The sequence below is a fragment of the Photorhabdus akhurstii genome (assembly GCF_019090985.1).
In the GTDB taxonomy this organism is placed as follows: Bacteria; Pseudomonadota; Gammaproteobacteria; order Enterobacterales; family Enterobacteriaceae; genus Photorhabdus; species Photorhabdus akhurstii.
In genome coordinates, this window is the sequence record NZ_CP020335.1 from 480,812 (window position 1) to 507,545 (window position 26,734).

Consider the following 26,734-nt stretch of genomic DNA (forward strand, 5'->3'; position numbering starts at 1 on the left):
CGCCAATGTAACAAAACAGTTCACTCTGAACCTTTCAAACTATGAGGACGGAATGATGATAAAAACAACTTTAAAAGTGAGCGTTCGTACCTTAGCGCTTTCTGCCTTAGCCACGCTAGCGTTATCTGCCTCTGCTTTTGCAAAAATAGAGGAAGGTAAGCTGGTTATCTGGATCAACGGTGATAAAGGCTACAATGGCCTGGCACAAGTTGGTGAGAAGTTTGAAAAAGATACGGGCGTCAATGTTACCGTTGAACATCCAGACAAGCTTGCAGAAAAATACTCACAAGTTGCAGCAACCGGCGATGGGCCGGATATTATTTTCTGGGCCCATGACCGCTTTGGCGGCTACGCGCAGTCTGGTCTCGTGACGGAAATCACACCGGATCAAAGCTTCAAAGATAAGCTATTCCCGTTCACTTGGGATGCTGTACGCTACGACGGTAAACTAGTCGGTTATCCTATCGCAGTTGAATCCCTCTCTCTTATCTACAATAAAGACTTGGTGAAGACGCCACCAAAAACTTGGGAAGAGATCCCGGCTTTGGATAAGGAACTGAGGAGCAAAGGCAAAAGTGCCATCATGTTTAATCTGCAAGAGCCTTATTTCTCTTGGCCGTTGATTGCTGCGGATGGAGGATATGCGTTCAAGTTGGAAAATGGCGCATATGATGTGAAGAATGTCGGAGTGAATAGTGCGGGCTCCAAAGCAGGGCTGCGTTTCATGATAGATTTGGTGAGAAATAAGCATCTGCACGTGGATACTGACTATTCCATTGCTGAAGCGGCGTTCAACAAAGGTGAAACGGCGATGACCATCAATGGTCCGTGGGCGTGGGCTAACATCGACAAGAGCAAGATAAATTACGGCGTGGCGCTGTTGCCGACTTTTAAAGGCCATCCATCTAAGCCGTTTGTTGGCGTATTAACGGCAGGCATCAATGCTGCCAGCCCGAATAAAGAGTTAGCGAAGGAGTTCTTGGAAAACTACTTGCTGACTAACGAAGGTCTGGAGATGGTGAATAGGGATAAGCCGTTGGGAGCTGTGTCATTAAAATCCTATCACGATATTCTGGCTAAGGACCCACGTATTGCTGCCACGATGGAAAATGCTCAAAAAGGCGAAATCATGCCAAACGTCTCACAAATGAGTAGTTTTTGGTATGCCATGCGCAACGCTATTGTTAATGCGTTGACTGGCCGTCAGGCCGTTGATGCTGCGCTAAGTGATGCAGAAGCCCGTATAACTAAGTAACTTGTGGGCGCTCTTCTTTTGAAAGGGCGTCTCTTTCCTGCAACCAGTAAGGATGCCTGTTTGCAGGAAGATTGATTAAGCTATCCGCAAAGCTGTTACGTCGTAGTAAAAAGGAAGAGCATTATGTCAGCGACGCTCGAAAAAACATCATGGTGGCAGCATTCTGCTCTGAAATGGTTTGCAGTAAGCTTGTGTGTACTCTTTACCGGTTATCTGGTGGTATTGATGTACTCACAGGGAGAGTATCTGTTCGCAATGTTGACACTGGTATTGTTAGGTATGGGGATTTATGTTTTTTCCAACCGCAATACTTATGCCTGGCGCTATACCTATCCGGGTGTAGCAGGAATGGGATTGTTTGTACTGTTTCCGCTCATTTGCACCATTGCTATCGCCTTCACCAACTATAGTAGTATCAATCAACTAACTTTTGAACGCGCACAATCTGTCCTGATGAGCCGTCAGTATCAGTCGGGGCAAACATTGACTTTTAAGCTCTATCCAAAATCGGAGCTATGGGTTTTGGCGCTGAGCGTACCGAATCAGGCTAAACAACTGGTATCAGAGCCATTTTCTCTGTCAGCGACGAAAGAGACGACTCTGCATTTGTATGAGCAGGATAGCATCCAGCACGGTGAAGCGGCGACATTGCGCACTATCACCCAGAATCGACAGGCTCTGAACCAGTTGGTTGCTGTTTTACCGGATGGCAGCCGACTGAAAATGAGTTCGCTACGTCAATTCTCTGGCGTACATCCTAAATACTCTTTTGGGGAAGATGGTAAGGCTCTCACTGATAATCAAACAGGCACGCTTTATCGCCCCAATACCGATACTGGTTTCTATCAGTCTGTCAATGCTGATGGGCAATGGGGAAATGAGACTTTGACGCCAGGATTTACTGTTTCCATCGGCTGGAAAAATTTCCTGCGTGTGATACAGGATGAAGGTATTCAGAAACCATTCCTCGCTATTTTCGTTTGGACGGTTGTGTTTTCTCTACTCACTGTAGTGCTGACAGTTGCTGTTGGCATGGCTTTGGCTTGCATCGTGCAGTGGGAATCGCTGAAAGGTCGTGCTGTTTATCGCGTGTTGTTGATCTTACCCTATGCAGTGCCATCGTTTATTTCTATTTTGATTTTCAAAGGGTTATTTAACCAGAGTTTTGGTGAGATCAATCTGTTGCTTAACGGTCTATTCGGTCTTAAACCTGCTTGGTTTACCGATCCGACGATGGCGCGAACCATGTTGATTGTGGTGAATACTTGGCTTGGGTATCCCTACATGATGATCCTCTGCATGGGGTTGTTGAAGGCAATACCAGATGATCTGTATGAAGCATCGGCAATGGATGGCGCAGGACCGTTTCAGAACTTTTTTAAGATTACCTTCCCGTTGCTGATTAAGCCATTAACACCGCTAATGATTGCCAGTTTTGCCTTTAACTTTAACAACTTTGTTCTGATTCAGTTGTTAACCCTTGGTGGACCAGATCGCATTGGCACCACGACGCCAGCAGGCTATACCGATTTACTGGTGAGTTACACCTACCGTATTGCTTTCGACGGCAGTAGTGGTCAGGACTTTGGCTTGGCTGCGGCCATTGCTACAGTGATCTTTTTGTTGGTTGGCGCACTGGCGGTTATTAACCTGAAAGCGACCCGCATTAAATTTGACTAAGGAGGGAATGCAATGGCGATGGTTCAACCCAAATCGCAGAAATGGCGTTTGTTGGCGACACATTTGTTGATGTTAACCTTTATTGCCATGATCTTATTCCCGTTGCTGATGGTTATTACTATCTCCCTGAGACCGGGGAACTTTGCTACGGGGAGTTTGATCCCGGAAAGTATCTCTTGGGAGCATTGGAAATTGGCGCTTGGCTACAGTGTGGTATCACCGGATGGCCGTGTTACACCGCCACCTTTCCCCGTTATGCTATGGCTCTGGAACTCTGTTAAGGTCGCCTTTATTACCGCTGTAGGTATCGTAACATTATCAACGACCTGTGCTTATGCTTTTGCCCGTATGCGTTTTCGCGGTAAAAGCACCTTACTGAAAGGCATGCTAATTTTTCAGATGTTCCCGGCGGTCCTTTCCTTGGTGGCGCTATATGCCCTGTTTGATCGACTAGGGGAATATGTACCGTTTATCGGCCTTAATACCCACGGTGGTGTGATTTTTGCCTACCTAGGGGGCATTGCGTTGCATGTCTGGACAATTAAAGGCTATTTCGAAACCATTGATGGCTCCTTGGAAGAGGCGGCTGCGCTTGATGGCGCGACACCGTGGCAAGCTTTCCGTATGGTGCTGCTACCGCTTTCGGTACCGATTCTGGCAGTGGTATTCATTCTTTCCTTCATTGGTGTGATTACGGAAGTGCCTGTTGCCTCACTGCTTCTGCGAGATGTGAACAATTACACTTTGGCGGTGGGCATGCAGCAGTACCTTAACCCACAGAACTATCTTTGGGGAGATTTTGCCGCTGCCGCTGTGCTCTCAGCACTCCCTATTACCATCGTTTTCTTGGTTGCTCAACGCTGGTTGGTCAATGGTTTGACCGCCGGGGGAGTTAAAGGTTGATTACATGTAAGTCCCTTTAATACATTGAGATTAAAGGGATTCACGGAAGTATCAATTATTGCTGGTGGTGAACTTGACGATTTAATTGCCATGCAAGGAGATCGGTAAATACCTGCCAACGTTGGAACTGTTTGGTTTGGTCGGCTGTCATTGGCTGGGGTTCACCGAGTAATAATCCCGTTTGATTTGCCCACGGTCGAAATTCACCTTTGCCAATCATGATATAGGCCCCTTGTGGTGTAATAGTGACTTCCGGGTTATATCCTTGGCACCAGATAGGATCTAGATGTTTAGCCAGCAAATTACAGCCGGTACGGTAGTAAGCCGTATGTGACAAGCTCAAATGGTAGAGGGTTGGCCAAATGTCTTTATGACTGCCGACTCTGGCCGCATCAAAAATTGCGTTTTGGCGATAAGCGGGCGGCACGTAGAGATAAAACGGTACGCCGTGGCCGATTGCCAGTTCATGAGCATCTGGATAGCTAATACCTCGAATATTATGGTCACCGGTTGCCGCAATAATGGTATGGGAAGCCAATGACTGGGATTTCACCCAACTAATAAACTGCCCTAATTGATCGTTAGCATAACGCAGAGTGTGGAAAACCTCTTGTAGTTCATCACCACTAGCCAAATGACTTAAACGCTGCTTCTCTATATCGTTCAGCTTAATATCGGTTTTCTTATAGCCTTCTGGTGATTTATACGGAGGATGATGGGTCGTAGACAATGACATAATCAGAACGTGTTCCCCGTTCTTTTCTGCCTGAGTCAGGCGATCTTCAATATAACGGAACATAAACTCATCAGGCACGCCCCAAGTACCAAATTTGGCTTCTGGATAGCGTTTTTTCAGCCCATTCTGATCGATAAATTCACTGACTCCCAGATTTGGCAGGAACTGATTCAAATTACGCCATGCGCCGTTACCGGATGTGACGAAGATAATTTTGTAACCATTCGCCAGATAGGGTTTGAACATATTGCTGGTGAAATCGAGATCCTGCGCGGTGGATTGACTGACTGCGCTGTTTGGGCTGCGGATCAAGAAACGGCTCAAACTGTCAATGGTGCCATCGCCTTCGGAAACGAAACGTTCAAAACGCCAGTCGTTTTGCCAGTGCTGGCGTAGGGTGCCAAAAACATCAAGATCTGGGCGATCCAAGCTTTGTAGGTGATAACCCATACTCTCCATGACGTTAAATATTACATTAGGCGGATTTTTTTGAGCGGTAGGGTTGTCGGCAGTTTTAGTCATAAACGGTGACAGATTTGCAGGGGTTGGTTTCTCCAGAAAATGGTTTAATAACCAGCTACCTTGTTCATCTGTTGCTTCTGGGAAGTAGCTATTTTTGTAATGATCATTAAACGCCCAGTTCAGTGCCATTGGACCATTAGGCGTCAACATATTAAGCATTTTGACTTCTGAAACCTGTGTATTGGCCTGACGTAATGGGAAGGTACCTATGGAGCCACGCATGCCAACGAAACAGACAGTCAAAATAACTAGCGTCGCGATAGCAGAAACGGGCAGACTGGTTTTGCGCTCTGTGCGTGCAATAAGGTAGCGTTGCCAGAGCAGACAGGACCAGAAAACAGTCATTGCGAACAGCGCTAAACAGAGCAAACTTTCGATAACAGGATAATCGTTCCATAAGGTGTATAGCACGGCTTGCGTATCATCTTCCACTAAGCCGAAGATGAAAATATCGAACGACCGTTCATAAGTGGCATAGTAGTAAACATTACTTACCGTCAAAGCCCCGACCACGGTATTGAGTATTGTTGCCAACCACGGATAGGCGTGTTGCCATATGTTGAAGCTATTTTTATTAATGGCAAATAAGCTAGCAATCAGCAGACAAGGCACAAACAGCAAACTGGCAATTCGAATATCAAACAGTCCGCCGATCCAGAACATGCGTTCCACGTCTTGAGTAGAATCAACAAGAAGCTGATGATTGCCATAAGCTAAGAGAAGATAGATTCTTCCCGCCATTTGTGTTGCTACCGTTAGCAACCAAGGAAGTAAAAGTGCGATAAAAGCCAGTTTAAATCTGGAAAACCACATAATGCCTTCTTATTGGTAATAGATTGATAAGGTTAATTTAGTGTTTATCAGGTCAAGATCCTATCTCATTCAGCAATTTACTGCCTATCCCATTGGGTTATTTTATTTGCTATTTTTTGCAGTAGAGTGGTTATTGGTCAGATAGAAGCGATTGAAGGATGGTTCAGACTGAAAATCATCTTTACCTCGAAAAGGCACTCCAGCCGACATAAGGCGGGAAAGGAGTGTCGATGAGGCGTCAGCCTGGCTGATTTTGAATACACTTTACATATATGCAAAGGAGTATCGTAATGACTAACTGTTCAAATACTATCAGGCTGGTTATGCCGCAGTGGCAAGGGGGAAATAACCCGGCATACAAATTTGGTGCGGAAATGCTGAACTGGCTTGCACCGGAAACGGATGCGCCTGTTATTCATGTACCCATTCAGGAACCCGCCGAGCCTCTCTCGGTAGAAAATGGCATTATCGGCAGGGAAGCACTTAAAACTCAGCTTAGTAGCGTCTGGAAAATTATTCGTGAATATAAGCCAGATAATATCGTCACGTTTGGTGGTGACTGTCTGGTTGATCTCGCCCCTTTTGCCTGGCTGAGTGAGCGCTGGGGAGAAAAGCTAGGGATACTGTGGATTGATTCGCATCCTGATGTTATGACTCCCGCTCAATTTCAGAATGCTCACGCTCATGTTCTTGGCGCACTGATGGGCAATGGCGATCCCGATCTGACAACCACCGTGGTTTGCCCAGTACCTTCCCAGAGAATCATGATCGCAGGAATACACAGCCCGCTGGAATATGAGAAAAAGTTCATTGCTGATAACGCAATCAGAACCTGTTCTCCGAATGATGTCAGAGCGGGATGCGAGTCGGTGATGAAATGGATTGAAGAAGAGAAAATCGAATGTCTGGCAATTCATATCGATTTGGATGTACTGGATGAAAATAACTTCCGTTCCGTATTATTCGCTCGTCCGGGTGCCTGTGAGCATGATTTCGGTGGTATCGCCAAAGGTAAACTTAACATTCCCGATGTGCTGGCTCTGATCCAAAAGGCAGCCTCTCGGGCTAAAGTGGTTGGGCTTGGGATTGCAGAACACCTTCCTTGGGATGCTATGAATCTTAAAGATATGCTGGAACAGCTTCCTTTAATAGGGCGTTCAGATTAGTTGAAATATCGAATTGTTTTATCTGGGGTCAATATCGGCGGCTTTATACGAAAAGTCATCGAAGTGGATATTGACCTTAACCCCAAAATCGGCGCGGACTGGTGCTTTAAGGAGCAATAAAATGTGGCAGTGACTTAAGTATGTGAAAGAGTTCACGAAGGCGTTTTCGTTACAACAACAGCCTGGAATGAAAAAATGCGTGTACTGCCAAGATGAAAGCTTATTTGTCGCCAGTTCCAATATACCGGATTAATATCTTGACGCTTTTGGGGTTTTATATTGCCTCTGCATCAGATGAAAATTTACGGCGATTTTTATTCATTCCGTATATGGATGGCGATTAATTAGCCATTTTGCGTGACATTAATCACATTTTCTTCATGTTCATCTGATAAATATCGTGATCTTGTGGTCATAATATTTAGAGAGCGAAATTCTCTGTTATCTGTTATCTGTTATCTGTTATCTGTCTCCACTCCATCCTACTCAGTTGGAAGCGGTCTGTTGTTCTCTCTAACGCCACGTATTAAATGATGGCTATTTTACGCTGTCATTTTTTTACCGCGGAACAGACCGGCGCTATTTAAAAGAGCCGCTGTAATGGCTCGTTTAATGGCTTCTTGCGTTATCCCCATCTCAGGATAATGGCTCAATTATGTAGGGTTTCAAATATGGATGGATTAGTTTTCACCTGCCGAATTGGCGCGCTGCCCCAAACCACCTTTCAGGTAGCGCAATTTACTTTACAGGAAGAGCTGTCACAGCTTTATCGCCTGACGTTAAAAGTGGTGAGCTCACGTGATGACATTCCCCTGAATGAACAACTGGGGGACAGCGCGTCACTGACCATTACCCGCAATGGCGTCACCGAACGGACCATTAATGGCTTGATAACCGGGGCTGAACAGGATAATACCGATGGCCGCCGGACTTTTTATATTTTCACTGTCCGCCCCACAATGTGGCTGATGACGCTCAATCAGGACAGCCGTATTTTCCATCGGAAGTCCGTACCGGAAATCTTAACGATCCTGCTTAAAGAGCATCGTATTTTATTTACCCGCGATACGCTCTATAAACGCCATGTCGAACGGGAATACACCACGCAAAAACGCGAATCCGCCTATGATTTTTGGTGTCGGCTGGCGGCGGAAGAGGGCATTACCTTCTGGTTTGAGGAAAAACAGACGTTGTTCTGTGATTGCCGCCTGGGCATGCAGGCGGATATCGAACTGACTTACAATACGCACCCTGAAACGGACGAGACAGATACCACCGCGTACCAGTGGAGTTATGGCGAATACCTGTGCTCGAACGGCACGGTCCAGAAAGACCATAACTTTCTTAACCCCAAATATTCGCTCGAGCATCAGACGCAATCCGACGATAGCGGACACAACTCGGTGTTTGAAAGTTACGGCCGTTTCCAGTGGGACGAGGAAGCAAAACCGTTTACCCAACTGCGGCTGGAACAGTTACGAAACTACAGCAAAGTCGGCACCGCCAAAACCAACTGTATCCGGCTGCGTCCGGGCAAAATTTTTACCCTGCAATCCCATCCCATAGAGGCCATGAACGACCGCTGGCAGGTGCTGTCTGTCACGCATTACGGGCAGCAACCTGTCGCGTCGGACGACGGCGGCGAAGGAACCACCCTGACAAACGAAGTCGCCTTTATTCCAGGAAACAAGGACTGGCGGCCCCCTTACCGCTACAAACCGCTGGCGGACGGTGATGAAGTCGCCACGGTAGTCGGGCCGGGAAGCGAAGAGATTTATGTGAACGAACACGGCGCGATACGGATTCATTTCCACTGGAACCGTTACGATAAAGCGGACGACCTCGCGTCTTGCTGGGTACGGGTGGCCCAGGGCTGGAACGGCAACGGTTTCGGTTTTATGGCGATACCGCGCGTCGGGCAGGAGGTGATCGTCAGCTATCTCAACGGCGATATCGACCGCCCGATTGTGACGAGGTGTACCTACAATGGCCTCAACCGTCCGCCGCTTGATTTACCGCTGGAGAAAACCCGTACCACCTTTAAAACCCGGACTCGCGGAGGACAGGGATTTAATGAACTGCGTTTTGAGGATGAAAGAGGCAGCGAGGAAGTGTTTATTCATGCTCAACGGAATATGAAAACGCAGATCCTCTGGGATAAAACCACGCAGATAGGCCATGACCAGCAAACAGAAGTGGCGCATAACCGCGCGGCGATAATTAAAAACGAGGATGATGAAGCGGTGCAGGGCTGCCAGACGCTTGAAGTCGGTCAAAATCAAACAGTGACCATTAAAGGCCAACAAGTCGTTTCCGTTGGTAAAAGCCATCAATTAAACATCGAAGATAACCAACAAATTACCGTGGGTAAACATATCACTGTGCACTCGGAAAGCGGGCAAATCATCATTGGGAACGCGGGCGGGCAGATAGTTATTGACCCGATGGGCAATATTCGTATCGAAGGGGTCAGCATCACCATGACTGACCATGTGACAGGAAGAAAATCCGCCGGCGCGCTGTTTGACTACTCCGCTCGCTATACCTTGCTCAGTGAACAGAGCGGTAAACCCCTGGCGCATACCCGCTATACCATTACCACCGCTGGCGGTCAGACCCTTTCCGGTAAAACCGATGCGCTGGGCAGAACGATGACTGTACGGAGTGAGGCCGAAGAAAATCTACAACTGAGTTCGCCGGAAGCCCCACCGAAACCGAAGCAAACCTTATATCAGGCCAGTGATAACACACCGGTAGAGCATGTGATGGAATTTACGGAGGAATAAGTATGGCAATATCCAACAGTGGCAAGATGTGCCCGGCTGTCACCTCAATTAACTGTACGATGGAAATAGGCGTCTTTCCCGCCGATGAAGATCCCTGTTATCTGGCGAGAAAAGCCGAATATGCCCTGCGTCTGCCGGCAATGATTATCACCAAACAGGGAGTCATTCGCTTTCTTAATCAAATTATTATGAGTGGGTTGATTAAGGTTGAGGAGCTTAAGCATGATTTTCTGTGGTCTTATAAAGCGGAAGTGGTGTTTGCTATCCGAGGAGAGCAAGATGTCCCCTTACCCATGCTGGCAACTAGCCAAGACTCTAAGCAGCGTTATGGCGATAATTTACCGCAATCCAGTAATCCGTTTGCCCGGCCTTCTGCCGAAGACGCAGAGAAATTTGGTGTTTTACGCATTCGCCGTCCCGATATTATTCTGGTTAAAGATGAAGTCCTCCGCTGGCCGGGCAGAAATGCCACCTACTTCGATGGCTCCGTACACCCCGATAATCTAAAGATGTTGATTGAAGTGAAATTTCCGGGGGATAAGCTTAGTGAAGATCAAGAAAAAGATTATATCCGGATTGCGACCCGCTCTCGCTTTGGGGTGATGCGCATCGACGATAACCGCACCGAAGAGCAAAAACAGTATGATGAAGCATGGCGAAAACATTATCAACCCGGCTCCCAACACTATAAAAATCCCATCCCACTGGCCCCGCTACCGCCGGGTTCGCCGCCTGATGAGGAAGCTTTACCCACCCCGCCCGCAGAGGGTGTGCCGGGGACTATTCCGCAGCCGCTGACAAAAAATCCACCGCTTCTCAGTACTTCCCGCTGGTCTTTCTTACCCAGCTATGAAGACTGGGTTATCCTCGGACAGGAAGTGGCGGGTCTGGCCGAAAACGGGTTGAATTATGTCCGCGACAGTACCCGCGAACTCCTTGCCCAGTTTGGTACCTGGTTAAATCAAGCCGGCAAGTGGGTGTGTGAAGAGATTATTGATCCGGTCACTCATCAAATCAGCTACGCTTTTTCCTGGGTCAGTGCACAAACAGGGAAAATCGTAACCTGGACGGAGAGTGAGATAAAAGCCCGCTGGCAGACGGTGCAACAGGGCTCAGATATCACCTTGGAAGAGCTTAAAAACATTAGCTGGATGCAGATATTGAAAGAGGTGGGTGAAGGCATGCTGGAAGTGGTGGTGATTATTGCCGGCGTTGCCGTTGTTATCCTTGTCACCCTTGCCGTCGCTGCCGCGCTGATTGCACTGGTGGAAATTTTAGCTGCCGCTGCCGCAGTCAGCGCCGCCGCGTTAGCTGCCGTCCTGGCAATATTGGCGAGTGTGACACTCGCCACCGCTTCATAATTAACGGAGAAAATGATGGAAACTGTAGATTACTTTGCCCAACTGAGATCACAACTGACCTCTTTTCTTTTTAGCAATGCCGATGAACTGACTGTTTCTCGCCTGGGTCTCTCAATTACCCTGTTTTTTAAACAGGGCTATACTCAGGAGAAAAAACTGCGCATTCTGGCCTGTTATAACCGCTTTCGCGAAGAGTTTGGTACTCATCTGCGTTTTCATAGTCATTCATTAAAGGGGTTAAGCAAATATTCTCCAGAAAATATTATTAAAATAGAGGAAGGCATTCTCGCTAGGAAAAAAAATCAGCCTTGTGGTTGGGTCGTCAGTGATGCTAAAAACGAAGATGAAGCGCCTCATTATCTGATGCGTTATTTGGATTCTGATGAGGATGATGGTGACGATAGTAGCTCCTACCTGAGTCTGGTTCTGCCCTGGGATTATTATCTAAAAGAACAAGAGGGCATGACCCGGTTTATGGCCTGGCTGGACTTTCTGTGTGAACAGCTTGAACCTGACTGGGGAGATTGTGGTTACTGTCTAGTCTTACCTAAAGACTACTATGATTATTTCCCTTTGGAGTATCAACTGGCCCTGCGCTACCCTGCCCTGCAAGTCAACTCCACTGTTCACACCACGCTGGACGATTATGCCCATTCCATCCGAAGCATTAACTGGATCACCCTGCTGTCCAAACGCTTTGTAAACCGACTGGGTGGGGAATACTGGATACGTCAGGTGCTGCGCCCCTACCGGGATGTGGTGATTACTTCTTATTCCAATGGCCTGATTATCCGGGCCGGTCAATACCCGGACTTAACGCCACTGCCGGGCAGTGTCCCGGAGAGTTATTTTGCCATTAACCAGTTGATACGTCCGATACGTTTTGTTCCGGGAGAAGGTGATTCACTGCATTTTTATGGAGAGGGTCATTTCGATGATATTTCCACGCAAGCCTGGTATGCCCGTTATGACCGGGGACCGCTGCAAGTGACCCCTTTGAGAGGCAACCACCCTGCACTGGTCAGCGGGATCTGGCAAACCGATAGCCTGCCGGGCAAGCAGTACTTCTTTGCTCAGGGGGCGATGTCTTTTGATGTTCCAGGTACAAAACCGGGCACAACCCTCTGGCATCTGATACGAGAAGCGGCAAATATGTGGGAATAACAGATTATCTACTGCCTTACAACTAACCGAGAAAATGATGGAAATTTCAGATGACTTTGCACAGTTGAGATCACAACTGACCTCTTTTCTTTTTAGTAATGCCGATGGGCTGACTGTTTCCCGCCTGGGTATCTCAATTACCCTGTTTTTTAAACAGGGCTACACTCAAGAGAAAAAGCAACGCATTCTGGCCTGCTACCGGTGCTTTTGCGAAGAGTTTGGTACCTACCTGCGTTTTCACCGTCATGAGCTGAAAGGGTTAAGAAAATATTCACCGGAAAATATTGCTAAAGTGGAAGAGGGCATTCTTAATCAGAAAAAAAATCAGCCTTCTAGTTGGGTCGTCAGTGATGCTAAAAATATCTATGAAGCCCCTCGCTATCTGATGCGTTATCTGGATTCCCGAGAAATTGATGGTGACGATGGTAGCTCCTATCTGAGTCTGGTGCTGCCCTGGGATTATCTGAAAGGACAGGATGGAATGACCCGGTTTATGGCTTGGCTGGAGTTTCTATGTGACCAACTCGAACCGGACAGTGGGGACTGTGGCTACTGTCTGGTCTTACCCAACGACTTCTATGGCTACTTTCCCTTAGAGTACCAGTTGGCGCAACGTTACCCCTCCCTGCAAGTCAATTCTGCGGTTCATACTGCGGTATTACAGTATGAACATTCCATCCGGGGCATTAACTGGATCACCTTACTTTCCAAACGCTTTGTAAACCGGCTGGGTGGGGAGTACTGGATACGTCAGGTGCTGCGCCCCTACCGGGATGTGGTGATTAGTTCTTATTCCAATGGTCTGATAATCCGGGCCGGTCAATACCCGGACTTAACGCCGCTCCCGGGCAGTGTCCCGGAGAGTTATTTTGCCATTAACCAACTGATACGTCCGATACGTTTTGTTCCGGGAGAAGGTGATTCCCTGCATTTTTATGGTGAAGGTCATTTTGATGATATTTCCACACAAGCCTGGTATGCCCGTTATGACCGAGGTCCGCTGCAAGTGACCCCTTTGAGAGGCGGCGAACCCGCTTTGGTTAGCGGTATCTGGCGAACCGATAGCCTGCCGGGCAAACAGTACTTCTTTGCTCAGGGAGCGATGTCTTTTGATGTTGAAGGTGCAGAGACGGGCACAACCGTTTGGCATTTAATACGAGAAACGGAAAATATAGCGGAGTAAATAATGCGCAGTATCGTGGAAAGTAAAAAAATCATCCTTAAAGGCGATACCACAACAACCGGAGGCGAGGTTTTAAATGGTTCCGATTTGGTAAACCAACAACTCTCGGTTGCCTGTAAAGGTGCCCCGGTGTTTTGTCCCGCCTGTAAACAAACCGGCGCGATTGCGGAAGGTTCTAACTTGTTCAATATACAAGGAATACCTGTCGCGCTGGAGGGACACCTTGTTAATTGTGGTTGTCCGACCGGCGCTTGTCGATTACAGGTACGGTCATAACTCTCCAATGCTATACCCGTCATCTTTCAAGCTGCCTCTTTGTTGGCTGCACTCACTCACCCCGGTCACATAGTTACCTATGCTCCCGGGGATTCGCTCCCTGGCCGCCGCGATGTAACTTGAAATCCATAGGGTATAAAGCCTTTAATTGAAATACCCGTAAAACCAGAGCAGGTTTTAAACTGGGATTAAAAGTTATTTTTTTAACGTATGATTTTAATCGGTATCTGGTTTTAATCGTTTTTTTTATCTTTTGGATATTAGCTTTTTGCGAGATTTAAACATTATGATATATCGTGGTTTTACGTTTAAATGAACGTTAATCATATCCGATTTATTTTAACTGACATTGTTTTATAGATATGGTTTTATCGACATAGTTTTATCGATATAGTTTTACCCACATTGTTTTACCAATACTGTTTTACCCGTATTGCTTTACTGGCAATTCTGCGTTTTTTGTAAATCATCACCCTTTATCTTTTCTCTATAAATCACTAATCAATAGCTTGATAGTATAAAAACACCGTTAATGTTTTTTAGGATAACGCCTTTTTTGGCATTTAAATTCGGCTAAATTAATCGTTTTATCTCTTCTTTATCGCATTTTTTATTGATTTTTTCGTAGAATGGTGGTGAGAAAATATTTGAGCGTTAATCTATTCTATTAATGTTATTTTACGTGATTATTGCTTTTCAACTCTCGGTTAATGATTAGTGGATTTAGACTTAATGTAATTAATCACGCTACTGAAGATTTTTATTTTATTGGTTAAATCAGTCTGTTGAATGAAGTATTTAACCTCTCCCTGTTTGTCTTTTTAAATAGTCATAGCGGGTTAGGCAAATGTAAAATAAGTGGAGTGTAGTATTACCAATTTACCGATAAGTGGATTAAACATAGCAGGGAATAGGTTGTTTTTAGTCACTCTATACCTTTTAAAAAGCTGACATTAATGGGCTACCTATTTTTAATCCTTAGTTGATTAATCACCGGTAAAAGGGAAATGTAAGTTAAAAAAGTAATGTTGAAAATATGATAAGCTTATACAGCGGTTTTCATTCTGAGGGGGTGTTTGTTTTTAATTATAAATCGGCCATGACGAAAGGTTTTTACATTTACTGAACCGTATTTAACGTTCTTATTTTCATTAAACTGATATTTAGGTTTTCTGTTTTCTCCTTTTTCTGTATTTTATCTTTTAGGTTTAAAACCAGTGAGGGTGGCAGAACTGATAACGGTATTAAGATTAACGCCCATTTCTTTAATCATTTTTAATGTTGCTAAACATTCTTGCTTTTCTGGGGTTAATCTAAAGGCCGCTCGGTTTTCTACAATTATGGTCTCTGATTGATAGGATATATTATTGTTATTAGGTTAGCACTGTCATCTTTTCACCTTTTTTAATCAGTTTAAAACCCGTTTTTCCTGATGTTTTCTCTTCCAATGTCCGAATGCCATCGGATTTTTTACCCGCTTTTAAAAATCCTTAATCAATTCTTTTTACTTTTGATGATTAAAGTTTTTACCTGTTTTTTCGTGGTTAGTTTGGCCTCTTTTCCAGCTTTTAAAACCACACTGACCAGATAAAAAAGGCTTTTCTGAATACCGGTTTTATCATTGATGAAAACTCAGTGGTGGTAATTAAGGTGTTAACAGTCAGCGATATGAAGGATGGTTTATATACCCGTGATCTTTCAAGTTGCTTCTTTGTTGGCTGCACTTACTCACCCCGGTCACATAGTTATCTATGCTCCCGGGGATTCCGCCGCGATGCAACTTGAAATTCATAGGGTATAAAGCCTTTAATTGAAATACCCGTAAAACCAGAGCAGGTTTTAAACTGGGATTAAAAGTTATTTTTTTAACGTATGATTTTAATCGGTATCTGGTTTTAACCGTTTTTTATCTTTTGTCTATATGCTTTTTGCGAAATTTAAGCATTATGATATATCGTGGTTTTACGTTTAAATGAACGTTAATCATATCCGATTTATTTTAACTGACATTGTTTTATATATATTATTTTATCGACATGGTTTTATCGACATAATTTTACCCACATTGTTTTACCAATACTGTTTTACTGGCAATTCTGCGTTTTTTGTAAATCATCACCCTTTATCTTTTCTTTATAAATCACTAATCAATAGTTTGATAGTATAAAAACACCATTAATGCTTTTTAGGATAACTCTTTTCTAGCATTTAAATCCGGCTAGATTAATCGTTTTATCTCTTTTTTATCACATTTTTTATTGATTTGTTCGTAAAATGATGGTGAGAAAATACTTGAGCGTTAATCTATTCCATTAATGTTATTTTACGTGATTATTGCTTTTCAACTCTCGGTTAATGGTTAGTGAATTTCGACTAAATGTAATAGTATTGCTGATAAATGTTTAAACATAGTAAAGAAGAGGCTGTTTTTAGTCACGCTATACCTTTTAAAAAGTTGGCATTAATGAAGTGCTCATTTTCTTAATCCTTATCTGGTTAATCACCGGTAAAATGGAAATGTAAGTAAAAAAATAATATTAAAAATATGATAAACTTGAACTGTGGTTCTCATTCTTACAGGCTGTTTTTTTTAATTTTAAATCTGCTTAATAAATGATTTTTATTGATTAACTGTGGTAGGTTTAATGGTTTTTACATTTTATGAATCGTATTTAACGTTCTTATTTTCATTAAACTGATATTTAAGTTTTCTGTTTTCTCCTTTTTCTATATTTGATTTTTAGGTTTAAAACCAATGAGGGTGGCAGATAGCTAACGGTATTAAGATTAACGCCGATTTCTTTAATCATTTTTAATGTTACTAAATACTCGTGCTTTTTAGGGGTTAATCTAAATGCCGCTCGGTTTTCTACAATTATAGTCTCTTATTTTTCGTAAACTTGTTGCAGTCAGGAAAAATCTTTTATTTAATAAAATAGGTTTAATGCGTTTAATGCGTTTAATGCGTTTAATGCGTTTAATGCGTTTAATGCGTTTAATGCGTTTAATGCGTTTAATGCGTTTAATGCGTTTAATGCGTTTAATGCTGTTAATACTGTTAAATGTTTTGCTAAGATATATTCTTGTTATCGGTTTAACGCTGTTATTTTTTTTCGCCTTATTTAATCAATCTAAAACCTGTTTTTTCTAATGTTTTCTCTTCTAATATCAGTATGGTATTGGATTTTTTACCCACTTTAAAAAAGCCTTAATCACTGCTTTTTACTTTTGATGATTAAAGTTTTTATCTGTTTTTTCCGGGGTACGCTTGGCCTCTTTATCCAGCTTTTAAAACCACACTGACAGATAAAAAAGGCTTTTCTGAATGCCTGTTTTATCATTGATGAAAACTCAACGTTGGTAATCAAGGTGTTAACAGTCAGCAATATAAAGGATGGTTTATAGATTAAAACCATCCTTTAAACTGGACAGGATAATGCTTTCGGAGGAGAAATAGACGTTACGGCATTTAACCTCTGGCTATTCCCGCTTTTTTACGACATTTATCTACATCTTTCAGCAATTGATTGACATGATCATCACCAAACAGGGTTTCCAATGTGGTATTCAGTTTACGTCGCCAGTTAGGATATTCCATTACCGTACCTGGAATATTGACCGGTTTGTCCATATCCAGCCAATCTTCGGGTTGTAGGCCCAGTAGTGCGCAGGCACTGTGGGCGATATAACGATGTAGCCCTTGGTTTATTATCGGTGACATGTCTACCTCTTTTGCCATGTCACCGATATGTTCCGGGATACAGCCGTAGCGATGTAAGCCTTCTAATAACCCTTGTTTGCTCGCTTGACGGTCAGTATGTAACCCTTGAAGCAGGTCTTTATCAGGATATAACTTGAGTGATTCCCCAAGTGTCAAATCGTTGCTTTGCCAAAATCCACGCAAGGTCGGTAAATCATGGGTGGTGATGGTCGCCATTGCTTGTATCGGGTAATCCTCAGGCGCACGGTATTCTCCATTGCCATGACGCTCAAAGTAGAGCACTTTATAAGAATAGACTCCGCTGTCGCGCAGTTTGCCGACAATCTCTTCCGGTACAATTCCCAAATCTTCACCAATAACCAGACAGCGATGGCGTTGGCTTTCTAATGCCAGAATCGCCATCAGATCATCAACCGGGTAGTGTACATATGCTCCTTTGTCGGCGGTTTCACCGTAGGGAATCCACCAGAGTCTGAGCATCGACATCACGTGGTCAATGCGTAGCGCGCCGCAATAGGTCATATTTGTGCGTAGCAGTTGAATGAACGGTTGGTAAGCCTGGGCTTGCAAAACATGAGGATTCATCGGGGGGAGGCCCCAGTTTTGACCCAGTGGTCCAAGAGCATCCGGTGGCGCTCCCACTGATGCTTTAGTGCAGTAGACAACTCGGTTGCACCAGGTTTCCGATCCGCCTTCCGCTACGCCAACGGCCAAATCACGATAAAGCCCAATCGGCATGCCGCTTGTTTGGCTTTGTGCAAAGCAGTCTGCAAGTTGAGTATCGGCCAGCCACTGTAACCAGAGGAAAAATTCCACTTCCTGCGGGTGAGACTGGCAAAATGTTTGTACGGCTTCGTTGTGCGGATCGCGGTACTTTTCCGGCCATACCGGCCAGCCCCAATAGGAGTTGTCTTCGGCATATAGTCGGCAATGCAGAGCGTCATAAGCGGCTTGATAGTAGAGACATTCATCACCCTGAATGACAAATTGGCGGAAAGCGGTTTTTGATGAATCATGTTCTGGGCGTGTGCTGAATTGTTGATGTGCCAGACGCAGTGCCGCCATTTTCAACGCCATCACTGTGGTGTAATCCACCCATTTTGTGCCGCGGGAATACTGTAACGTGCGTTGAGTCTCTGGTGATTGCCACCAACTCTGTGCCTCTTCACTGAGTTTGAAATCTTCAACCTGATTAACGTCAATGTAAATCACGTTAAGCCAGTTGCGTGAAGAGGGGCTATAGGGGCTGGCGCTTTCTGGCATGGCTGGGTGCAATGCATGCAATGGGTTCAACCCGATGAAAGCGCCTCCGCGTGCTGCTATCTCTTTCAGCATGTGTTTCAGGTCGCCAAAATCGCCGATTCCCCAATTGTTTTCTGATCGCAGAGTGTAGAGTTGCACACAGGCGCCCCAAAGTTTTTCTCTTCTTTGCAGGGCATCTGGTTCGTAGCAGCGTTTGGGCGCCACGATAATCCGCATAGACCAGCATTGGTTTTCTTGTGTCAAAGTGAGGTGATGGTAGCCCAGAGCAAGCGTATCAGGTAGCGTCAATATGTGGCGGCAATGCCCCTGAAATTCCTCTCCTTGTTCTGTCTGTATCTGCCATTGGTAGTGCTCTTCATCTTTCAGGGTGATGGTGAAGCGCTCGCCTTGAGTAAAAACTTTTACTGTCGGCAAGGGGGAAACCGGCTCGCTGGCCGGTTTATTTTCACTTATCGCATCCAACAAGTAGTGTCGGGTTTCTGCCGGAATCGCTTGCGGTTTGCCATAAGCATTAATGTAGCTGGCGACAATGCCAGCCTCGGTCGCTAAATGATCGAGGCTTTTTTCCTCCATGATTTTTCCTTATCTCTTTGCTTGCCAGATGCGTTGTTGATAATCACGGATTGTCCGGTCAGAGCTGAACATTCCCATCCGGGCGGTATTTAGAATGGCGCTGCGTATCCAGCTTTGAGTATCGCGGTACAAGGTATCGATTCGTTTATGCGCGTCACAATAGGAGGCAAAATCAGCTAATACCAGATAAGGATCGCCACCTTCAATCAGACTATGTAGCAGCATATCGAAGGCTCGTTTGTCGCTATAGCTGAACTCGCCGCTAGCCAGCGCCTTGAGGATGTTGTCCAGATGCTGATCTTCCTTGAGTAGTTTCAGCGGGTCGTAACCGGCAGCTTTTAAGGCTTTCACTTCTTCTACGGTATGCCCGAAAATGAAGATATGGTTATCCCCGACCTGTTCGGCAATTTCGACATTCGCTCCATCTAGTGTTCCGATGGTCAGGGCGCCATTTAGCGCCAGTTTCATGTTGCCGGTACCGGAAGCTTCTTTACCGGCAGTGGAGATTTGTTCTGAAACATCGGCAGCCGGGATCATGAGTTCTGCGACAGAAACTTTGTAATCGGGGATAAAAGCGATCTTAATGCGATCTCGTACGATAGGATCATTATTGATTTTTTCCGCCGCCTGATTGATGGCAGAGATAATATTTTTTGCCAAATAGTAGCCAGGCGCGGCTTTTGCGCCAAACAGGAACACGCGCGGCACGATATCCAGCGCCGGGTTTTCCTGAATTTGTTTATAGAGCGATAGGATATGCAACAGGTTCAGATGCTGACGCTTATATTCATGCAAGCGTTTAATTTGCACATCAAAAATGGCGCTTGGATCTAGCTTAAGCCCCATCACTTTATTGACATAATTGGATAGCAGGATCTTGTTGTCTTGTTTGATAGCTCGGTACTCTTCGCGGAAAGCGGCGTCATCTGCATAGGGTTCAAGTGTTTTAAGAGCATCAAGATCGTTAACCCATTCGCGATTAAGCGTACGGTCAAGTAATCCTGACAGTGCCGGGTTACACTGTTTGATCCAGCGACGCGGGGTAACGCCATTTGTCACGTTGAGAAACTTATTCGGCCATAGTTGATGGTATTCAGGAAACAGATCCTTAACGATGAGCTGTGAGTGCAGCGCGGCTACCCCGTTTACGGCAAAGCCCGCGACAACGCAAAGATTCGCCATGCGTATCTGATGGTTATAATGTACGGCTAATTTTTCCCATACGGCTTGCTCGCCGGGCCAGTTTTTGTCCACCAACTTTTTAAACCGGTAGTTAATTTCTTTAATGATGCTGTAATGGCGTGGCAGCAGGTGGCTGACTAGATCCTCGTCCCAACATTCCAAACCTTCTGGCATCAGGGTATGGTTGGTATAGGCGAAAGTATGGCTGGTTATCTCCCATGCCGTTTCCCAACTCATCTGGTGTTTATCCAGTAGAATGCGCATCATTTCAGGGATGGCGATCGTTGGATGGGTATCGTTAAGCTGGATCACTTCATGCTTAGGCAGATCTTCCATTTTGCGGCCCGCCAGCTGATGGCGACGCAGGATATCTGCGACGGAGCAGGCACACTGGAAATATTGTTGCATCAGGCGCAGGCGTTTGCCTTCTTGATGATTATCATTCGGATAGAGAACTTTCGTTAGCTTAGCGGCTTCAACACCTTGCTGTTCCGCGGCCAGAAATTGCCCAGCGTTGAATTTGTCGAGATCAAATGGCTCGGCATGGGTTGCTTGCCACAGGCGCAATGGTTGGGTAATGCCATTACGGTAACCAATGACGGGTAGATCCCAGGCTTCTCCAATCAAGGTAAAGTCAGGCGCCCAGATTTCGCGTCCATCATCGGTTATGACGATTTTGCCACCGAAATTCACTTCAACATCTAACTGAGTGTTATGGCGGAACCAGGGATAGGATTCTCGTTCCCAATTGTCTGGTGCTTCAATTTGTTGCCCTTGTTCAAAGGATTGGCGGAACAGGCCGTATTGATAATTCAGACCATAGCCAATTGCCGGCTGACCGACGGTTGCCATAGAGTCAAGAAAACAGGCGGCGAGCCGTCCCAATCCGCCGTTACCTAAAGCGGGGTCGGTTTCTTGTTCCAGAAGATCGCTGAGAATAATATTTTCTTCTGCCAGGTAAGCCTGAACGTCTTCATACCAACCAAGGTTAAGCAGATTGTTTGCGGTCAAACGGCCAATCAGAAACTCCATCGAGATGTAGTTCACATGGCGTTGTTGGTCGGAATGATCGATGACAGGGCATGCGGGCAACAGCTCTGACAGGGCCGCGCTAACGGCTTGCCACCACTGATGCTGGGTCATTTCCTGTGCTGAACCGAGGCCAAAGCGCTGCCATTGACGTGTCAGCGCAGCCTGAAACTGGGCTTTATCTAATCTGGGCTGTTGCATGGAGTCTTCATCCTGTAGCTGAAAAGGGAAATTTAAGCACTATGCTGAATGCTCTCAGGATCTAAAGCATCATCCTGGAGAGGTATTAGTCAGGGAGGAGTAGAAGGGCGTAGCCAGTAACTATATTGCGTATCATTTTTGCATTTATTGAGTTCATTTTTTTCCAGCGGATCGATTAAGGTAATTTGCTAATCGCTTCCATAACTTATCTGTAGAAAATGGAATTTGTTGTTCAAGAATGTGATAGGGCACGCAACTTAATACTATGGGGTTCGTAAACATATTTGCAAAAGTCATCTATTTCACTAAATTTGGTTGGGCTGATTAATGACGTCATTACGGACCGTGAAATAAATTTCTAATAACATTACACATGGTTCCGGCGCTGGTTTTACTTATCGCTTCTTTGGGCACGGAAATTAATGCTTATCCCATCAAAACTGAGTCGTCCCGTTCGTCTGAATAATACAGTCTTGCGTAAGCGCCTGTTAGTCAGATTGAATGAGTCGTTTAACTATCGTCTTGTGCTAGTAACGAGTCCCGCAGGTTACGGCAAAACTACATTGGTCTCTCAGTGGGCCGCCGGGCAGGATAATCTGGGATGGTATTCTTTGGATGAGAGCGATAATCAGCCGGAACGTTTTGCCAGCTATCTTATCGCGGCGTTGCAGCAGGCTACGCAGGGACACTGTGTTAAAAGTGAAGTGTTGGCCCAAAAACATCAATATGCCAATTTACCCGCGCTTTTCGCTCAATTATTTATTGAACTTAATGAATGGCGGCGACCCATTTTTCTGGTGATTGATGATTATCATCTGATTGTCAATAGCATTATTCATGAGGCGATGCGGTTTTTCCTGCGTCACCAGCCTGAGAATCTGACATTAACTATCTTATCGCGTAATCTGCCTTCTCTTGGGATTGCTAATCTGCGGGTGCGTGAGCAATTGCTGGAAATTGACAGCCAGCAACTGGCTTTTGATTATCAAGAAACACAGCAATTTTTTGATAAGCGTTTAACCACATCCCTTGACGCTGACGATTGTAAGCGCCTATGCAATGAAGTCGCGGGTTGGGCGACGGCGCTCCAGCTTATTGCGCTGTCAGCGCGGCAGTCGTGTGATGCCGCTGAACTGTCGGCTAAGCGTTTGTCGGGCATTAACGCCAGCCATCTTTCCGATTATTTGGTGGATGAGGTACTTAATCAGGTGGATAGTTCGACGCGTGAATTTTTGTTGCGCAGTTCTATCCTACGTTCCATGAATGATGGTTTGATTGTTCGTCTAACCGGTGAAGAGAATGGTCAGCAGCGCCTTGAGGAAACCGAACGTCAGGGGCTGTTTATTCAGCGTATGGATGATTCTGGCGAATGGTTTCGTTTTCATCCGCTTTTTGCTTCATTTCTACGTCAACGCTGTCAATGGGAAATGGCGTTGCAATTGCCGGAGTTGCATCGCGCGGCCGCAGAAGGTTGGCTGGCGCAAGGGTATCCGGGCGAGGCGATTCATCATGCCTTGGCGGCGGGTGATACTGCCATGTTACGCGATATTTTGTTGCAGCATGCTTGGTCGCTATTTAACCACAGTGAGTTATCTCTGTTGGAAGAGTGTATGAATGCGTTGCCTTATGAGCAGCTATTGGAGAGTCCGCGTCTGGTGTTGCTCCAGGCTTGGCTGGCTCAAAGCCAACATCGTTATTCAGAGGTCAATACACTGTTGAATCAGGCGGAACAGGCGTTGCAACAGAAACAAATTTCTATTGAGCCGGATCTGTTAGCTGAATTCGACGCGCTACGGGCTCAGGTGGCGATGAACAGTGGTAAGCCGGAGATGGCTGATAAGTTGGCGAAACAAGCTTTGGCGGCACTGCTTCCTCAGAATGAATACAGTCGTATTGTTGCGACTTCCGTGGAAGGGGAAGTATTACATTGTAGAGGTGAGTTGGCTGATGCATTAGCGCGGATGCAACAAACCGAGCAGTTGGCGCGTCGTTTCCATGTTCATCACTATGCGTTGTGGGCGCTGTTGCAGCAAAGTGAGATTTTATTGGCTCAGGGATATTTGCAGACGGCTTATGAAACGCAGAGCAAGGCGTTTGAATTGATCCGTGAACAGCATTTGGAGCAGTTGCCAATGCATGAATTTTTGTTGCGTATCCGTTCACAGCTTTTGTGGTGCTGGTCTCGTCTTGATGAAGCCGAAGAGGCTGCGCGTCGTGGGCTGGAGGTGTTGTCTAACTTCCAACCTCAGCAGCAGTTGCAGTGTCTGACCCAGTTGTCTAAATGTTCTCTGACCAGAGGAGATATTGATAATGCCCGCCGTTATCTGGCGCGTTGTGAAAACCTGCTAAATAATGGGCAATATCATAGAGATTGGCGCACGAATACTGACAAGCTGCGAGTCATCATTTGGCAGAGTATGGACGACAAAAGCGCCGCTATTCAGTGGTTGGCACAGACTGAGCGGCCAGAAAGCGTCAGTAATCATTTTAATCAGGGCCAGTGGCGCAATATTGCTCGTGCTCAGATTCTGCTTGGTTTGTATGATGAAGCTGAGTCCATTTTGGATACACTGAATCAACATGCGAGAGAATTGCAATTAATCAGCGATCTGAATCGTAATTTATTGTTGTGTAACTTGCTTTACTGGCATATCGGACGCAAAAGCGAAGCACAGAGTGTACTCATTGAGGCATTGTCTTTGGCTAACCGTACCGGATTTATTAGCCATTTTGTCATTGAAGGCGAGTTGATGGCTCAACAGCTACGTCAGCTTATTCAGCTCAATACCTTGTCTGAGCTGGAGTTGCATCGGGCGCAGCGCATTTTGCGGGATATTAATCGTCAACATCGTCATAAATTCGCCCATTTTGATGAAAGTTTTGTCACACAGTTGCTAACACATCCCGATGTTCCTGAGCTTATTCGCAATAGCCCGCTCACACAGCGTGAGTGGCAGGTGTTGGGGTTGATTTACTCAGGCTACAGTAATGATCAGATTGCCGCAGAGTTGGATGTGGCGACGACAACTATCAAGACGCATATACGGAATCTGTATCAGAAGCTAGGAATTGCGAATCGCCAGGAGGCGATTCAGCAAGCACAGCAACTGATGCAGATGATGGGGTTAGGTGTGTGACAGATATTTAAGATTCTAGCGAAACTACCCGCCCTTTCAGGTTACGACTGCGTAGGTGTGCTGACAGGGTTAGCGCGGTACCGAGTAGCATGATTAACACTAGTGACTGTTTGAGCGAAAATGGCAATACCATCGCGATGAGTGAGAGAGAGGAGCCGACAGCCATCTGGACGAATCCTATCAGTGCAGAAGCGACACCGGCTTCATCAGAATAAGGTTCTAGCGCATAACTGGTCGCAGGCCCCATAGCAAATGCCATACCTGTACAAGCGAAAGCAACCGGTAACATGTAGCTTAGCCAGTGCTGGCTGGCGACAGTCGGCAGATGCATGCCAGAAAATAGAGACAGGCTAGCCAGCGCCATCAGAATTGCTCCTAATAGCAGGCAGCCAGGGCGACCAATTCGATGGATGATTTTGTTTACGGTTAGGAAGGCGATCATCGCCCAGAGTCCGTTGCCGCCAAAAATCAATGAAAAGGCTAGCGGTGATACATGGCCCTCGGTCATCAGCACGGTAGGGGCAAATGACACATAGGTAATGACTATGCCCATAACGCCGGCGTTAACCAGGGCAAAATGCATAAACTGGGCATTACTGAGAATTTGAAAGTATTGTTTCAGTGGTAGCCCGTGAACAGTCTTAGTGTTAGCGGGGCGCGTTTCTGGTAACCAGGCGGCAATGATCAGTAGTGTAATAACCGAGTAGCAAGTCAAAAACCAAAATGGCGCCCGCCAGTTGAAAATTTCGGCCAAAATACCGCCAAGTAATGGGGCGAGAGCCGGAACAATATTTAGCGTACCGTTAATAAATCCATAGGCTTTGGCCGCCTCATCACCGTTTAGGCGATCACGCACACCGCTAACGCAGACGACACTGGTACAGCAGACTGCGCATCCTTGAATAATTCGCGCGGCAATAAAAATTTCGGGAAAAGTAGAAAGCGCTGCGATCACAGAACCGATGATATATAAGGTAATACCCGTTAGGGCCACTGGCCGACGGCCGAATTTATCTACCAGTGGTCCGGCGATTAACTGGCCTAGCCCCATAATTAATAAAAACAAAGAAATCGTCGACTGAATAACTTCATTGTTAACTTTAAAATCCTCGGCGATGGCAGGGACTGTAGGCAAGAATACATCGACACCCAAAGGTCCAAAAAGTGCCAGGCTAAGTAGAAGAAGAATATAATTTTGCATGTGTGTTCTTTTGATATTTCAATAATGGTGGTGGTTTTATTGGTGAATAGGCTCAGTGGAATTCATTCTTTAGTGCGACCAAAGATCTTGGATACACCAGAAATCTACTGGCAAGTCATTTCAAGCTAGCGATAGGGATGTTCAAGGATCACCCACAGACTGAACCCTTTACTTTTTTTAAAGACTGAACTTTATACGAGCTATTCACTGGTGTAAACCAACCAGCTTGTGTGGGTATTTTTAAAAGAATTTTATATAGGAAAAAAATACCTGATACATCACATCAAAAGGCTATACCTGATAGTAATATTTAATTATTTTTAATGTCAAAATATTATAAATGCAGACAAATAATATCGCGCCGAAATATCAGTGCGTTCTGTACTCGATATTATGAATATCAGTCAAGAGTCTGGCTATATTCGGTGTAGAAAAAATACACCGTTTCAGACAAATCAGAAATAATAGAGAATTTTTTATTACATCTTATCACCTGTCAGAAAATAGCCACGAGAGATAGAAATGCCCTTATCTTCAGAGCAAAAGTCGTAAAGTGAGAGATTTCCGGTACAGTTTTGCAGG

Annotated in this window: 14 protein-coding genes; 10 read left to right on the plus strand and 4 right to left on the minus strand. The window is 45.4% G+C overall.

Going from position 1 to position 26,734, the window contains the following annotated elements:
- Nucleotides 1-55 precede the first annotated feature (55 nt).
- The 3 genes from malE (at nt 56) to malG (ending at nt 3,838) form a co-directional block, all read left to right on the plus strand.
- Nucleotides 56-1,255, plus strand: a complete 1,200-nt coding sequence (gene malE / locus B0X70_RS02125; RefSeq protein WP_217471656.1) for a maltose/maltodextrin ABC transporter substrate-binding protein MalE — start codon at nt 56-58, stop codon at nt 1,253-1,255.
- A 123-nt stretch (nt 1,256-1,378) separates the two neighbouring features.
- Nucleotides 1,379-2,935 carry a maltose ABC transporter permease MalF gene (malF, locus tag B0X70_RS02130; protein ID WP_217470773.1) on the plus strand — a complete coding sequence of 519 codons (1,557 nt, stop codon included), beginning with the start codon at nt 1,379-1,381 and terminating at the stop codon, nt 2,933-2,935.
- Nucleotides 2,936-2,947: 12 nt separating this feature from the next.
- Nucleotides 2,948-3,838: a maltose ABC transporter permease MalG gene (gene malG / locus B0X70_RS02135; protein WP_105399391.1), complete on the plus strand. Its 891-nt coding sequence runs from the start codon at nt 2,948-2,950 to the stop codon at nt 3,836-3,838.
- A gap of 55 nt (nt 3,839-3,893) precedes the next feature.
- Here malG and B0X70_RS02140 read toward each other — a convergent pair whose 3' ends face one another.
- A complete protein-coding gene (locus tag B0X70_RS02140) occupies nt 3,894-5,909 on the minus strand; it encodes an LTA synthase family protein (protein ID WP_217470774.1) in 2,016 nt (671 codons plus the stop codon).
- Between the two features lie 290 nt (nt 5,910-6,199).
- Here B0X70_RS02140 and B0X70_RS02145 point away from each other — a divergent pair, with 290 nt between their 5' ends.
- The 6 genes from B0X70_RS02145 to B0X70_RS02170 all read left to right on the plus strand — a co-directional run bounded on the left by B0X70_RS02145 (nt 6,200) and on the right by B0X70_RS02170 (nt 13,845).
- Nucleotides 6,200-7,075 carry an arginase family protein gene (locus B0X70_RS02145; protein ID WP_217470775.1) on the plus strand — a complete coding sequence of 292 codons (876 nt, stop codon included), beginning with the start codon at nt 6,200-6,202 and terminating at the stop codon, nt 7,073-7,075.
- Nucleotides 7,076-7,746: 671 nt separating this feature from the next.
- On the plus strand, nt 7,747-9,861 hold the full coding sequence (gene tssI / locus B0X70_RS02150; protein WP_217470776.1) for a type VI secretion system tip protein TssI/VgrG: 2,115 nt from the start codon (nt 7,747-7,749) through the stop codon (nt 9,859-9,861).
- 2 nt (nt 9,862-9,863) lie between these two features.
- Nucleotides 9,864-11,222, plus strand: coding sequence for a VRR-NUC domain-containing protein (locus tag B0X70_RS02155; RefSeq protein WP_217470777.1), 1,359 nt, complete (start codon nt 9,864-9,866; stop codon nt 11,220-11,222).
- A 15-nt stretch (nt 11,223-11,237) separates the two neighbouring features.
- A complete protein-coding gene (locus B0X70_RS02160; RefSeq protein ID WP_217470778.1) occupies nt 11,238-12,386 on the plus strand; it encodes a DUF3396 domain-containing protein in 1,149 nt (382 codons plus the stop codon).
- A 37-nt stretch (nt 12,387-12,423) separates the two neighbouring features.
- On the plus strand, nt 12,424-13,569 hold the full coding sequence (locus B0X70_RS02165) for a DUF3396 domain-containing protein (RefSeq protein ID WP_217471657.1): 1,146 nt from the start codon (nt 12,424-12,426) through the stop codon (nt 13,567-13,569).
- Between the two features lie 3 nt (nt 13,570-13,572).
- The gene (locus B0X70_RS02170) at nt 13,573-13,845 is read left to right on the plus strand and encodes a PAAR domain-containing protein (protein WP_217470779.1); all 273 of its coding nucleotides are present in this window, start codon (nt 13,573-13,575) and stop codon (nt 13,843-13,845) included.
- 3,469 nt (nt 13,846-17,314) lie between these two features.
- Here B0X70_RS02170 and malQ read toward each other — a convergent pair.
- Nucleotides 17,315-19,402: a 4-alpha-glucanotransferase gene (gene malQ / locus B0X70_RS02175; RefSeq protein ID WP_217470780.1), complete on the minus strand. Its 2,088-nt coding sequence runs from the start codon at nt 19,400-19,402 to the stop codon at nt 17,315-17,317.
- Between the two features lie 9 nt (nt 19,403-19,411).
- On the minus strand, nt 19,412-21,814 hold the full coding sequence (gene malP, locus B0X70_RS02180; protein WP_217470781.1) for a maltodextrin phosphorylase: 2,403 nt from the start codon (nt 21,812-21,814) through the stop codon (nt 19,412-19,414).
- Between the two features lie 422 nt (nt 21,815-22,236).
- On the opposite strand from malP, the gene malT reads away from it, so the two are divergent.
- Nucleotides 22,237-24,951: an HTH-type transcriptional regulator MalT gene (gene malT, locus B0X70_RS02185; protein ID WP_217470782.1), complete on the plus strand. Its 2,715-nt coding sequence runs from the start codon at nt 22,237-22,239 to the stop codon at nt 24,949-24,951.
- A gap of 7 nt (nt 24,952-24,958) precedes the next feature.
- Here the strand turns inward: malT and B0X70_RS02190 are convergent, their stop codons facing one another.
- Complete coding sequence (locus B0X70_RS02190; RefSeq protein ID WP_046397178.1) at nt 24,959-26,152, minus strand: multidrug effflux MFS transporter; 1,194 nt, start codon at nt 26,150-26,152, stop codon at nt 24,959-24,961.
- Between the last annotated feature and the right edge of the window lie 582 nt (nt 26,153-26,734).

Bases quoted from the DNA above. Each gene is read 5' to 3' on its own strand.
- malT (WP_217470782.1), top strand. From the start codon at position 22,237: ATGCTTATCCCATCAAAACTGAGTCGTCCCGTTCGTCTGAATAATACA.
- malF (WP_217470773.1), top strand. From the start codon at position 1,379: ATGTCAGCGACGCTCGAAAAAACATCATGGTGGCAGCATTCTGCTCTG.
- malE (WP_217471656.1), top strand. From the start codon at position 56: ATGATAAAAACAACTTTAAAAGTGAGCGTTCGTACCTTAGCGCTTTCT.
- B0X70_RS02170 (WP_217470779.1), top strand. From the start codon at position 13,573: ATGCGCAGTATCGTGGAAAGTAAAAAAATCATCCTTAAAGGCGATACC.
- B0X70_RS02155 (WP_217470777.1), top strand. From the start codon at position 9,864: ATGGCAATATCCAACAGTGGCAAGATGTGCCCGGCTGTCACCTCAATT.
- B0X70_RS02160 (WP_217470778.1), top strand. From the start codon at position 11,238: ATGGAAACTGTAGATTACTTTGCCCAACTGAGATCACAACTGACCTCT.
- malG (WP_105399391.1), top strand. From the start codon at position 2,948: ATGGCGATGGTTCAACCCAAATCGCAGAAATGGCGTTTGTTGGCGACA.
- malP (WP_217470781.1), bottom strand. From the start codon at position 21,814: ATGCAACAGCCCAGATTAGATAAAGCCCAGTTTCAGGCTGCGCTGACA.
- tssI (WP_217470776.1), top strand. From the start codon at position 7,747: ATGGATGGATTAGTTTTCACCTGCCGAATTGGCGCGCTGCCCCAAACC.
- B0X70_RS02140 (WP_217470774.1), bottom strand. From the start codon at position 5,909: ATGTGGTTTTCCAGATTTAAACTGGCTTTTATCGCACTTTTACTTCCT.
- B0X70_RS02145 (WP_217470775.1), top strand. From the start codon at position 6,200: ATGACTAACTGTTCAAATACTATCAGGCTGGTTATGCCGCAGTGGCAA.
- malQ (WP_217470780.1), bottom strand. From the start codon at position 19,402: ATGGAGGAAAAAAGCCTCGATCATTTAGCGACCGAGGCTGGCATTGTC.
- B0X70_RS02190 (WP_046397178.1), bottom strand. From the start codon at position 26,152: ATGCAAAATTATATTCTTCTTCTACTTAGCCTGGCACTTTTTGGACCT.
- B0X70_RS02165 (WP_217471657.1), top strand. From the start codon at position 12,424: ATGGAAATTTCAGATGACTTTGCACAGTTGAGATCACAACTGACCTCT.